This is a genomic window from Pseudonocardia sp. Ae505_Ps2 (assembly GCF_001932425.1).
In the GTDB taxonomy this organism is placed as follows: Bacteria; Actinomycetota; Actinomycetes; order Mycobacteriales; family Pseudonocardiaceae; genus Pseudonocardia.
The window spans coordinates 2,150,389-2,161,536 of sequence record NZ_MCIP01000001.1; the positions used below are offsets into that span (position 1 = coordinate 2,150,389).

14 protein-coding genes and 1 pseudogene are annotated in these 11,148 nt (G+C 74.4%); 9 read left to right on the plus strand and 6 right to left on the minus strand.

The window, feature by feature from the left end:
• Positions 1 to 424: pseudogene (locus Ae505Ps2_RS31900) on the plus strand (hypothetical protein); the annotation flags it as partial.
• 8 nt (positions 425 to 432) lie between these two features.
• Entirely contained in the window at positions 433 to 1,137 is a 705-nt protein-coding gene (locus Ae505Ps2_RS10185; protein ID WP_139318837.1) for a hypothetical protein, read from the plus strand.
• A gap of 95 nt (positions 1,138 to 1,232) precedes the next feature.
• Here Ae505Ps2_RS10185 and Ae505Ps2_RS10190 read toward each other — a convergent pair whose 3' ends face one another.
• The gene (locus tag Ae505Ps2_RS10190; RefSeq protein ID WP_075312438.1) at positions 1,233 to 1,916 is read right to left on the minus strand and encodes a TetR/AcrR family transcriptional regulator; all 684 of its coding nucleotides are present in this window, start codon (positions 1,914 to 1,916) and stop codon (positions 1,233 to 1,235) included.
• A gap of 160 nt (positions 1,917 to 2,076) precedes the next feature.
• Between Ae505Ps2_RS10190 and Ae505Ps2_RS10195 the strand changes: the two genes are divergently transcribed.
• The 3 genes from Ae505Ps2_RS10195 to Ae505Ps2_RS10205 are packed head-to-tail and all read left to right on the plus strand — an operon-like array spanning position 2,077 to position 4,072.
• Entirely contained in the window at positions 2,077 to 2,436 is a 360-nt protein-coding gene (locus tag Ae505Ps2_RS10195) for a GntR family transcriptional regulator (RefSeq protein WP_043280317.1), read from the plus strand.
• Positions 2,433 to 3,326: an ABC transporter ATP-binding protein gene (locus tag Ae505Ps2_RS10200; RefSeq protein ID WP_043280315.1), complete on the plus strand. Its 894-nt coding sequence runs from the start codon at positions 2,433 to 2,435 to the stop codon at positions 3,324 to 3,326. Before Ae505Ps2_RS10195 ends, Ae505Ps2_RS10200 begins: the two co-directional genes overlap by 4 nt.
• Complete coding sequence (locus Ae505Ps2_RS10205) at positions 3,323 to 4,072, plus strand: hypothetical protein (RefSeq protein WP_020625873.1); 750 nt, start codon at positions 3,323 to 3,325, stop codon at positions 4,070 to 4,072. The genes Ae505Ps2_RS10200 and Ae505Ps2_RS10205 overlap by 4 nt, the downstream gene beginning before the upstream one ends.
• A gap of 55 nt (positions 4,073 to 4,127) precedes the next feature.
• On the opposite strand, the gene Ae505Ps2_RS10210 is transcribed toward Ae505Ps2_RS10205, so the two are convergent.
• Together Ae505Ps2_RS10210 and Ae505Ps2_RS10215 are read right to left on the minus strand one after the other, a co-directional pair.
• Complete coding sequence (locus tag Ae505Ps2_RS10210) at positions 4,128 to 4,685, minus strand: hypothetical protein (RefSeq protein WP_075308600.1); 558 nt, start codon at positions 4,683 to 4,685, stop codon at positions 4,128 to 4,130.
• Positions 4,682 to 5,695, minus strand: coding sequence for an NAD(P)-dependent alcohol dehydrogenase (locus Ae505Ps2_RS10215; protein ID WP_020625875.1), 1,014 nt, complete (start codon positions 5,693 to 5,695; stop codon positions 4,682 to 4,684). The genes Ae505Ps2_RS10210 and Ae505Ps2_RS10215 overlap by 4 nt, the downstream gene beginning before the upstream one ends.
• A gap of 195 nt (positions 5,696 to 5,890) precedes the next feature.
• On the opposite strand from Ae505Ps2_RS10215, the gene Ae505Ps2_RS10220 reads away from it, so the two are divergent.
• Entirely contained in the window at positions 5,891 to 6,325 is a 435-nt protein-coding gene (locus tag Ae505Ps2_RS10220; RefSeq protein WP_020625876.1) for a VOC family protein, read from the plus strand.
• Here Ae505Ps2_RS10220 and Ae505Ps2_RS10225 read toward each other — a convergent pair whose 3' ends face one another.
• Positions 6,326 to 7,519, minus strand: coding sequence for a class I SAM-dependent methyltransferase (locus tag Ae505Ps2_RS10225; RefSeq protein WP_233147406.1), 1,194 nt, complete (start codon positions 7,517 to 7,519; stop codon positions 6,326 to 6,328). It lies immediately after the preceding gene.
• Between the two features lie 491 nt (positions 7,520 to 8,010).
• The gene (locus Ae505Ps2_RS10230; RefSeq protein WP_139318836.1) at positions 8,011 to 8,319 is read right to left on the minus strand and encodes a hypothetical protein; all 309 of its coding nucleotides are present in this window, start codon (positions 8,317 to 8,319) and stop codon (positions 8,011 to 8,013) included.
• Positions 8,320 to 8,992: 673 nt separating this feature from the next.
• On the opposite strand from Ae505Ps2_RS10230, the gene Ae505Ps2_RS31905 reads away from it, so the two are divergent.
• Entirely contained in the window at positions 8,993 to 9,343 is a 351-nt protein-coding gene (locus Ae505Ps2_RS31905; protein WP_075553582.1) for a hypothetical protein, read from the plus strand.
• 22 nt (positions 9,344 to 9,365) lie between these two features.
• Here Ae505Ps2_RS31905 and Ae505Ps2_RS10240 read toward each other — a convergent pair whose 3' ends face one another.
• Complete coding sequence (locus Ae505Ps2_RS10240) at positions 9,366 to 10,190, minus strand: transposase family protein (RefSeq protein WP_075553319.1); 825 nt, start codon at positions 10,188 to 10,190, stop codon at positions 9,366 to 9,368.
• 90 nt (positions 10,191 to 10,280) lie between these two features.
• On the opposite strand from Ae505Ps2_RS10240, the gene Ae505Ps2_RS10245 reads away from it, so the two are divergent.
• On the plus strand, positions 10,281 to 10,733 hold the full coding sequence (locus tag Ae505Ps2_RS10245; RefSeq protein ID WP_075553583.1) for a glycoside hydrolase family 16 protein: 453 nt from the start codon (positions 10,281 to 10,283) through the stop codon (positions 10,731 to 10,733).
• Positions 10,734 to 10,772: 39 nt separating this feature from the next.
• Positions 10,773 to 11,102, plus strand: a complete 330-nt coding sequence (locus Ae505Ps2_RS10250) for a hypothetical protein (protein ID WP_075308592.1) — start codon at positions 10,773 to 10,775, stop codon at positions 11,100 to 11,102.
• The last annotated feature ends 46 nt before the right edge of the window (positions 11,103 to 11,148 follow it).

Below are 11,148 nucleotides of genomic sequence, written 5' to 3' on the forward strand. Positions count from 1 at the left end.
CGAGCCCTGGAACGGCCTCGACGACGACGCCGCGGACGCCCTGACCAGGCTGCTCGCCGCGCGCGCCGCCCCGACCCTGCTGACCGACCACACCGGCACCGCGGCGGGCCTGCCCGGCGCCCGCCTGCACAGGCTGCGCGAGGGCCGGATCGCGACTGCCTCCGACCCGGACTCCGTGCCGCTGCCGACCGCGCCGCCGCCCGGGGCGATGATGCGCTTGGACATGGCCTGCGCGGGCGACCCCCGCCCGCTGCTGGAACGGGTGCTGCCGCCCGCCCGCGTCGAGGGCGCGGCGCCGGGCCGGTTCACCGTGCGGGTCCCCGCCCCCGAGAGCGACGCCTGGCTGGCGGCCGCGCTCGCCGCGGGCTGCGCGGTCCGCTCGGTGCGGCCGGTCCGTCCGGCTCCCCCGAGAGGCCGCCGGTGACGCGGCGGATGCGCTCGGCCTTCGCCGTCGCGATGCTGCTGGGCGAGGACGTCGGCCGCACCGAACGCTTCGTCGCCCCGCTGGTGCTCTACGCCGGCGCCCTCGCCGTGCTGTTCGGCGGGGCGCCCGGCCCGCTGCCCGCGCCGTGGGCGGCCAGCGCGCTGCTGCTCTACCCGGTCGGGGCCTGGCTGGCACACGCGCTGGCCGAGTCCGAGGACGACGACTCCCGCGCCGTCACCCTGTCCGCCGCGGGGGGCCCGTGGCCGGTCGCGGCCGGCGTGCTGATCGCCGCGACGGCCGGCGTGGCGCTGCTGGGGCTGCTCGCGGTGGTGTGGGGCGTGATCGCCGCCTGGGGCACGGCGACGACCGGGAGCCTGCTCGACGGCCTGCTCGCCCACCTGGCCTGCGGGATCACCGGCGCCGCGGTGGGGTCGGTGTTCTCGCGGCCGGTGATCCGCAACGAGGGTGTCGCGCTGATCGGTGCGCTGGTCGTGCTCGTGGTGACCGGGACGCAGCCGTGGCTGCCGCCGGTCGGGACCGCGGCCGCGGCGCTGGGGAGCGGGCGCCTCGGGGTGGGGCCGTTCGGCGACCTGATCGTCGCGCTGCTGGTGGCGGTCGCGGCGACGGCGCTCGTCGTCCGGGTCGAGCAGGGCGGGGTGCCGGGCGACCTGGGCGCACGCCTCCGCCGGCTCGCCGGGCGGCTGCGCCGCTGACCTGAGCCGCTGACCTGAGCCGCTGACCTGCGCTGCTCACCCGGAGCTAGTTCGACCGGCATCGGGCGGCGCCGCTCCTCGGGCCGGGGGAGCGCTCAGAGCAGGCCCGCGACCCGGCCCAGGCGTTCGACGGTGCCCGCGAACAGCGCGTCGCGGGCGTCGACGGCGTTCTCGAACTGGCCGAACAGCTCGAAGGACAGGTGCCCGAACAGCCCGGTCCATGCGGTGAGGGCGGCGAACACGGCCCCGTCGGACAGGTCCGGGAGGCCCAGTGCGGCGCGGACGCGGTCGGCGTCGGCGGCGAGCGCGGGGTCCGGTTCGGGCGCGTCGACGAGCGTCCCCGCGGCATGCGCGGTGGCCAGAGCGCGGGCGAGCGGCTCCAGGACCCGGGCCGCGACGGGGACGGTGCCGGTCGGCGCGTGGTAGCCCGGCACGGGGGAGCCGTAGATCAACGCGTACTCGTGGGGGTGAGCCAGCGCCCAGCCGCGCAGGGCCTGCGCGATCGCCCGCCACTGCTCGGCCGGGCTTGAGCCGGGGTCGGCCGCGGCGAGGGCGTCGGCGAGCGCGTCGTAGCTCTGCACGATCAGCGCGGTGAGCAGGTCGTCGCGGGTGGGGAAGTAGCGGTGCAGTGCCGAGGACACCATCCCGATCTCGCGGGACACGGCACGCATGGACAGCGCCGCCGCGCCGGTCTCGGCCAGCTGGCGGCGCGCCGCCGCGGTGATCTCGGAGACGAGCTCGGCGCGGGCCCGCTCGCGGGCGGTGCGGGAGGCGTTCACCGGGTCACCGTAGAGCACTGCATGAACAATGGTCGACGACGAGAGCGATGCTCTGCCAAGCGGAAGGTAGCGGCCGCCCCTGGACGCGGCGGCCTCTTGGCTCGGTGGTTCATTACATGAGTAATGAACCACCGAGCTACGACACCGTGAGGCCGCCGTGATCGACGACGGCCGCCCGTTGTTCGCGCAGATCGCGGAGGACATCGCGTCCGCCGTGGTGGACGGGACCTACCCGGAGGAGACCCAGGTTCCGTCCAGCAACGAGCTCGCCGCCTTCCACCGGATCAACCCGGCCACCGCGGCGAAGGGTCTCAACCAGCTGGTCGCACAGGGTGTGCTCTACAAGAGACGGGGGATCGGCATGTTCGTCGCGCAGGGGGCGCGAACCCGGCTGTTGGAGAGCCGTCGCGAGGACTTCGCCCGGCAGTACATCGCTCCGCTGGTCACCGAGGCCCGCAAGCTCGGGATCGACCCCGAGCAGCTCAAGAAGATGATCGACGTCTGGGGGGACGACCGATGAGTACGAACGTGATCGCCATGCACGGCGTCACGAAGCGCTACGGCAGCGACGTGACCGCGCTCGACGACGTGACGTTCGCGCTGGAGGAGAACCGCATCCACGGGCTGCTCGGCCGCAACGGCGCCGGCAAGACCACCGCGATGCAGATCCTCACCGCGCAGAACTTCGCGTCCTCCGGGCGCGCTGAGATCTTCGGCGAGCAGCCCTACGAGAACGCACCGGTGCTCGCCCGCACCTGCTTCATCCGCGAGTCGCTGAAGTACCCGGACTCCTACACCGTCGGGCACGCACTGCGCGCCGCCGCGACCGTGTACCCGCACTGGGACCAGGCGTTCGCCGACCAGCTGGTCGAGGAGTTCGCGCTCCCGCGCACCCGGCGGGCCAAGAAGCTCTCCCGCGGCCAGGTCTCCGCCGTCGGCGTGATCATCGGACTCGCGTCGCGGGCCCCGCTGACCTTCTTCGACGAGCCCTACCTCGGTCTCGACGCCGTCGCCCGCCAGCTGTTCTACGACCGCCTGCTCGCCGACTACGCCGAGCACCCGCGCACCGTGGTGCTGTCCACGCACCTCATCGACGAGGTGTCCGACCTGATCGAGCACGTCGTCCTGATCGACGGCGGCCGGGTCCTGATCGACTCCGACGCCGAGGACCTGCGGGGGAGCGCCGTCACCGTGACCGGGCCGGTCGAGGCCGTCGAGCGGTTCGCCGGCGGGCACGTCGAGCTGCACCGCGAGCAGATGGGTGGCTTCCTGCGCGTGACGCTGTCCGGCGCGGTGTCCGAGCCCACGCTGCCGGAGCTGCAGTTCGAGCCGGTCTCGCTGCAGCAGCTCGTCGTACGCACCACCCAGCAGAACTCCGCCGCCCGCTCCGACCGGAAGGTCCTGTCATGACCACCGCCGCTGCCGTCGCCGAGGTCGACCGTCCCGTGACCACCGGGAGCAGGCTGGCCGCGGTGCTCCGGATGAACCTCGTCGACGCCCGCAACCGGGTCGGCATGCCCTGGGTCATCCTGGCCGCCATCTTCGCGATCAACGTGGCCGTCTTCTGGGCCGTGCGTGCCGGTACCGGCTCCCCCGAGGGCGGGGTCACCGGTGCGCTCGCCGCGCTGTTCTTCATCGTGGGGTCGCAGTACCTGGTCACGATGACGCAGGTGATGCCGTTCGCGCTGAGCCTGGGCATCACCCGGCGGCACTTCTACACCGGGGTGCTGTCCCTGCTCGCGGTGGAGACCCTGCTGCACTCGGTGCTGCTGACCGTGCTGTTGGAGATCGAGGGGGCGACCGGCGGCTGGGGTGTCGGGATGCAGTTCTTCGCGGTGGGGTTCCTGTCGGGGCAGAACGTGCTGCTGACGATGCTCTGCTACTGGGTCCCGATGTTCGTGGTCGGCGCCGTGTTCCTGCTGTCCGGAGCGGTCTTCCGGCGCTGGGGGCAGCTCGGGGTGTGGGCGCTGGGCGTCGGCGTCGGACTGGTGGTCGGGGTGGCCGTGGTGCTGGTGACGCTGCAGCAGGCATGGCCGGCGGTGGGCCGGTTCCTCACCGGGGCGCCGGTGCCGCTGCTGCTCGCCGGCTACCCGCTGCTGGTGGGGGTGCTCGCCGCCGTCGGCGGCTACCTCGTCGTCCGGCGCGCCCGGGTCTGACGGCGCGGCAGGGCCCGGCACCCTCGTGGGGGGTGGTGCCGGGCCCCGTCCGCGTTCACCCGTGCAGGACGACCTCGGCCCGCTCCGGGGCACCCCCGGAGCGGGCCAGCTCCTGCTCGGCGCGGCGCCAGCCGTCGCGGAACGGGGCGTACCCGGGCCAGTCCGCCCGATCCCGCAGTCGCCGCTCCCGCTCGTCGGCGGGCGCGTCCACCCAGATCGCGAGCGCGGTCACCGGCGCGAGCTCGGCCGCGCCGCTCCCGCACCCTTCCAGCACGACGACGGGTGCCGGTGCGAGCGTCCGCTCTGGACCCGGCCGGTCGTGCACCCAGTCCCACGACGTCCAGCGCAGCGTCGTCCCGGCGGCCAGTGGGTCCCCGATCCCGCGCCGGGCCAGTGCCGGGACCCTGGCCAGGCCGTCCCAGCCGGGGCACAGGTCCTCGATCTCGAGCAACGGGGCGGCGAGCCGGTCGGCCAGCTCCCGGGCCCGGGTCGACTTCCCGGCGCCGGAGAAGCCGTCGACGGTGACCAGCCGGTTCCCGGCCGGGCCGGCGGGCGCGGTGGCCACGAGCCCGGCGACGACGTCGGTCCACCCGGGACCGGCGGCGAGCCTCACGGACGTACGACCACTTTGACCTGCGACGGGTCGGGGGACAGCGCGTCGCCGACGTGGTCGAGGTCGACGTGCCCGGTCACCAACCGGTCCAGCTCCACCGCACCGGTGGCGGCCAGGCGCACCGCGGTGGGCCAGGTGTTGGCGTAGCGGAAGGTGCCGGTCAGGGTGATCTCGCGGGACTGCAGCGCCGACACCGGCAGCGTCATCTCGTCGGCGCCCATCCCGACCAGCACCGCGGTGCCGCCGGGGCGGACCGAGGGCAGCCCGCCCAGCACCGCCGCCGGCACCCCGGAGCAGTCGACGAAGGCGTCCACCCCGGACACGTCGGTACCCGGGGCGACGACGTCGGTCGCCCCGAAGTCGCGGGCCAGCGCGGCACGCGCCGGGTCCGGGTCACTGACGACGACCTCCGCGGCCCCGAGCACCGCGGCCACCTGCGCGACGAGCAGACCGATCGGCCCGGCACCGGCGACGAGCACCCGCGACCCGGCCCCGGTGCGCGCCTTGTGGTGCGCCCACAGCGCGACCGAGAGCGGTTCGAGGAGCGCGGCGGCGTCGTCGGAGACGTGCTCGGGGACGGGGTGGGCGAAGTCGTCGGCGACCGTCACGTACTCGGCGAACGCGCCGTCGACCGGCGGGGTCGCGAAGAAGACCATGTCCGGGCACAGGTTGTAGGCGCCGGTGTGGCAGTAGCGGCAGCGCCGGCACGGCACGCCCGGCTCCAGCGAGACCCGCTCGCCGATCCGGCCGGTGTCGACGCCCTCGCCGACGCCGACGATCCGCCCGGACGGCTCGTGCCCGAGCACCATCGGCTCACGCAGCACGAACTCCCCGATCCGGCCGTGCCGGAAGTAGTGCACGTCCGAGCCGCAGGTGCCGACCGAGGCGACCCGCACCAGCACCTCGCGCGGGCCGGGGCGGGGGACCGGGCGCTGCTGGACCTGCAGCTCTCCGGCGGCACGCAGCACGCTGCACCGCATGGACTCGGGGACCTCGGCGATCGTCGTCACGCGGCCGACGGTTCCACGCCCGGCCGGGGGCGGGCAACGCGACACACACCGACCGGGCGGGACGTGCCGGTACCCGTGCGGCCGATCATGGGACGGCGGCCGTCCGCACCCCGGGCGGGCGCCGGTGGTGTACTGCACCGCGACGAGGAGCAGGCCCGGTCATCCCGCGGGTGGCCGGCGAGGAGAAGGACGCCCATGGGTTCGGCCATCGAACGACCGGCGGTCACCGGCTTCCACCACGTGTCGGCCGTCGTGACCGACGTGGAGTCCAGTGCGCTGTGGTACCAGCGCGTCCTCGGGCTGCAACGGCTGCCGATGACCTTCCCGCACCACGGTGCGGGCGGTGGCGACCCGGAGAAGGCGGCCCTGCTGCTCGACGCGGTCACCGGGGTGATGATCGAGCTGCACGCCGACGGCGACGGCAGCCCGGTCCGCGGGGCCCTGGACCACCTGGCGTTCGGCGTCGCGGACCGGGCCACCCTCGACGACTGGGCCGCCTGGCTGGACGCGCTCACGGTGCCGCACGGCGGCGTAGTCGACCGGACCGACCCGACCGACTACGCCACCCTGGAGTTCCGCGACCCGGACGGCATCACGCTGGAGTTCATCCACTTCCCCGGGCGCGGCTGATCAGGCGCTGCCCGGCTCCACGCAGACCAGGCCCCACGGCCGGTCCTCGACCCGGGTCATCACCACGGTCGCGTGCCGCGACCCGCGGCCGCGCAGCCTGCGGGCGAGCGCCTCGACGTCGCCGGCCAGGCCGCGGCGGCGCACGTCGACCGCCCCGACGTCCAGGTCGCGGAGCAGACGCGGCAGCCGCTTCTGGTCCCACGGGCGGGAGTCGAGCACCCGCAGCGGGCGGGCGAACGGGGTGGGCGGGGGCTCGTCGTCGCCGGTCAGGAACGCGATCCGCGGGTCGATCCGCGACGTCGAGGTGGCCCGCGCGAGCGCCGACACCAGCCCGGCGCGGGTGACGGCCGGGTTCGGGTCCAGCAGCCACCCGCCCGGCTCGCCGACCGCGATCCCGGTGTCCCCGTCCGGCGGGTCGGGCTCGCCGGAGAGCTGGTGCACCCCGTCGTCGTGGACGACGGTGGCGCGCGTGCGGGCCCCGGCCACCGCCGGCGACCAGGCGCACGCCTCCTTCAGCTCGCGCCCGAGCGCGAGGAACTCGATCTCCCAGCCGGCCGGGACGGTGTCGTGGTCGATGCCCGGGGCCGCCTTGACCCCCACCGCGCCGACCCGGCCGGTCAGCCCGACGCACCACTCCAGCGGCGGCTCGGACTCCCCGGTGCGCAGCCGGCCGCCGCCGGTGCGCCGGGCGGGGTCGACGAAGACACCGTCGGCGCCGGACAGGTCGACATCGCGGACGTCGGAGCGCACCGTGCGGGCCCGCCCCCCGTGTACGGCGGCGTTGCGGGCCGCCATCCACAGGTGCACCGGGTCGAGGTCGACGCCGGTGACGTCGTGCCCCGCGGCGACGAGCGACACCAGGTCCCCGCCGATCCCGCAACACAGGTCGAGCACCGTGCGGCCGGCGAACCGCGCGGCGCGGTGCCGTGCGATCACCTCCGACGACGCCTGTTCGAGCCCGTCACGGGTGAACCACATCTGCCGTGCCCGTGCGAACTTGCGGGCCGCCCGGTCGCGCAGGTCGGCCTGGGCCATCGCGTCGGCTACCAGCTCGGCGTCGTGCTCGCGGCGCAACGCGGTACCCAGTCGCAGCGCGGCGTCGCCGCCACGATCGGCGACGGCGAGCCGGTCCAGCAGTGCGGTGCCCTCCGGCCCGGCGAGCCGCTCCAGCCGGGCGATCGGATCGTCGATCACGACCCCAGTGTCCACTGGTACCGGCGGCACCGCTCCGGCCGGCGGCCACCGCTGGTGGCCGGAGCACCTGCGGCGGGCTGGAGCGACGGGCCGGCGTCCGCCGTGACCGGGGCGCCGTCGCGGGTCGCGGTGCTGGTCCGGGGGCAGGCACCGGAGACATCGCCCGCCCGGCCCTGACCAGCGGCGATCTGTGGCGACCGCTCGAACGGAGCAGCGGACTCATCCCCGTCGTCCCACTGATCCCGATTATTCCCGCGTTCCTTTGTGTCACAGCGCAATCGGAGCACCGGATGGATTCGGGTGACCGCCGTGAGGGTGAGTTCGTCCCTCATACGAGTGGCGGGAGTGGCTGTTGTGCACTGTGTGCTTCTAGTTTCCTCGATATCGGACAAGGCGGACACCGATGGGACGGGAACGGGGCCAATGAGGCGTGGACTGGAACGACGCACAGTGATGAGCGCTGCGGCGGTGGTGACGGTGAGTGCCGTCTTCTATACCGGAGGGGTGCTCCTGATCACCGACGGCGCGCCTCTGCCCGCGGCGAGCGCACCCGTCGTGTCCGGCGTCGCCCCGCAGCCGGCGCTGCCCGCGGCGCCCGGCGTGCTCGCCGAACCGATGTCCAGCCCGTCGGGGAGCTCGGGGAGTCCGGTCGACTCCGCTCTGCGATCGTCGTCCTGGGCCGCAGGCGCCGGGACGACGGCGAGCGAGACCGTCGTGCGGGGCGCCGAGGACACGACGAGCTCGGCCGCACCCGAGGGGGCGGCCGTCGGTTCCGCGCCTGCCGCTTCCGTGCCGCCCACGCGGGCCACCCTGGGCGCTCCGTCCGCGCCCTCCGGGAAGGCCGCGGACGGAGCCACCGCTCCGGCTCCTCCCGCCAAGGCTCCGACCGTGCCGGTGACCGCGTCCGCTCCACGGGATCCGGCCGCCGCAGCGGTGGTCCCCGTGGCAAAGCCCGTCCCGGCAGCCGGGACCGCCCCCACCGCTCCCGCGGCGCCGGCCGGGAAGCCCGCCGCTCCGGCAGTGGCTCCGGCTCCGGCGGCCAAGCCCGCTCCGGCTGCGGCTCCGGCCCCGCGGCCCGCTGCTCCGCCGGCTGCTGCTCCGCCGGCCAAGCCTGCTCCGGCGGAGAAGCCCGCTCCGGCTGGGGCGCCGACTGCGGCCCCCCAGCCTGCGGGTCCGCCGGCCGCTGCTCCGGCGGAGAAGCCGGCCCCGGTCGACACACCTGCACCGGCGGAGAAGCCGGCGACCCCGCCGGCAACGACCCCGCCGGCAACGACCCCGCCGGCAACGACCCCGCCGGCAACGACCCCGCCGGCAACGACCCCGCCGGCTCCGGCCCCGGGTGACACCCCCACGGCCCCGGCCGAGCAGCCCGCCCCCGACCCGGCGGAGACTCCGTCCACGGAGCCGGCCACCCCGCCGGTCGACAAGCCCGCGTCGCCGGGAGACCCGGCTGCCCCCACGGAGGAGCCCGCCGTGACCGACCCCTCGGCCCGACCGGCCGACCAGAGCAGGCCCCGCCCCGGCGCCACCAGCGCGGCCGAGCGCTACGGCTGGGGCGCGCCGCTGCCGGCGTCGGACGAGTTCGACTACACCGGACCGCCCGACCCGGCGAAGTGGAACCAGGCCGGCGAGTGCTGGCCCGGTCACGCCGGCAACGGCGGCCGCTGCGCCAGCCGGTCCACCGTGAAGGACGGCAAGCTCGTCCAGACCGGGCTCCGCAACGGCGACTCGGCCTGGATCTCGTCGAAGTTCAACCAGCAGTACGGCCGCTGGGAGGCACGCGTCCGCTCCGAGGGCACCGGCCCGAACAACGGCAGGCAGTGAGGTGTTCTCAGTAGCGGGTTGATCATGTCGTGCGGTCGTACTCGGTGTGGAGTAGTACGAGCGCAGCTGCGGTGATCGCGCCGGTGCGCCAGGGACATAGCGTGACTCGCCGCAACGCGGCGAAGGTGGTCTTGAGCAGGGCGTTTCCGCGTTCGGCCAGAGCACGAAGGGCTGAGTGCAGGGTGTTGACGGTGCGCTGGTTGACCGTCTGCCCGCGGCCGGGGGCGAGTTTGATGGGCACGGTGAGCCGGTCGGCTTCGCCTTCGTAGCCGAGGTCGCCCAGCGCGGCGTGGGTGTCGTCGGTGAACGCGGCCAGGCCCTCGAGCAGCCCGGGGTGGGTACGGGCGCAGCGGGTGTCGTGCTCGCGGCCCGGCCGCACGTCGCTGGTCCATAGCGGCCATCCATCAGGTGCGGTGAGGACCTGGATGTTCCCGCCGTGGCGGCGGTGCTTGCCCGACCACCACAGGTCGACCCCGGGGGTGAGGCCGAGCGCGCGGCACCGGTCGGTGGCGATCAGGGTGCCGTCGAGATTCACGTGGGTGTGCCCGGCTGTGCGGGCGGCGAGCAGGGCTCCGTGCAGGCCGGGTGCGGCCGCGGCGAGGACGTCGATGCCTTCGTGCAGGTAACGGTAGGCCGTTGCAGTGCTGATCGCGTTGTCACCGGCCGAACATCGGACCCGGGTAGCATCACAGAACCAGCGGATCACCAGCACTGCCTGGGCGAACGGGGTCAACGCCCGCCGCCGGGTGCCACGTCGACGGCGTTGAAGGACCAGGAGCCGCGCCAGATAGGCCACGGTGCGCTCCCCGATCGGGAGGACAGCGGTGTAGGTGACAGGATCAGACATGCAGGACCTCGGTGACGGTGTCGATCTGTGCTGGACCGAACCGATCTACCGGGGTCCTGCCCCGTTCCCGCTCATCTCACCACCCTCGGCGTGTCGCCACGACCTGCCACCCCGCTACTGAGAACACCTCAGTACCACCCGCTGCTGATCATCTGGCCGCAGTCGGACCGCTGGCCCCAGGACGGCGAGTACGACTTCCTGGAGAACGGTGCCCCCGGCGAGCGGTGCGCCGAGGCGTTCATCCACTACCCGCACGGCCGCGGCGCGGTCCAGCAGGAGCACGCCAAGGAGAGGAACTGCGGCGCACCACTGAGCGAGTGGCACAACGTCGCGATCGAATGGACGCCCGACCACGTGAAGGGCTTCATCGACGGCAAGGAGTGGTTCTCCTTCTCCGACGGCGCCCGGTCCGGCCGCAGCAACATCCAGGCCATGCCGAGCGGGCACCTGACCATCCAGCTCGACAACTTCTTCGGCGGCAACATGCAGCCGGCGACCTACGAGGTGGACTGGGTCCGGATCTACTCCCTCGACCCGAAGTGACCGGCTAACGCCCGGACGTCGTTGCGCGATGGGACGGGTGTGTCGCTACTCACGCGCAGGACCGCGGGATGGCTGCTGGCGGGCGTCGTCGTCGTGGAGGCCGTGATCCCCGCGGTCGGTCTGCTCACCACGGACCCGCCGCGCCGCTACTCGTGGAGCATGTTCGTCGCCTCCTCGACGGAGTACGCCTACTCCGGACGGACCGCCGACGGCGCCCTCCGGAGTCTCGACACGGCGGCGCTGCCGTGGCCGCAGCGGACCGTCCACTACGGGTCCACGGTCCCGGACCTGCTGTGCGCGGCGAACCCCGACCTCACCGCGGTGTCCCGGACCTGGGACGGCCGTCCGGAGCGGGAGCAGTCGTGCTGAGGATCCCCGACACGCTTCCGGCGCGGCCGCTGGCCGGGTACCGCAT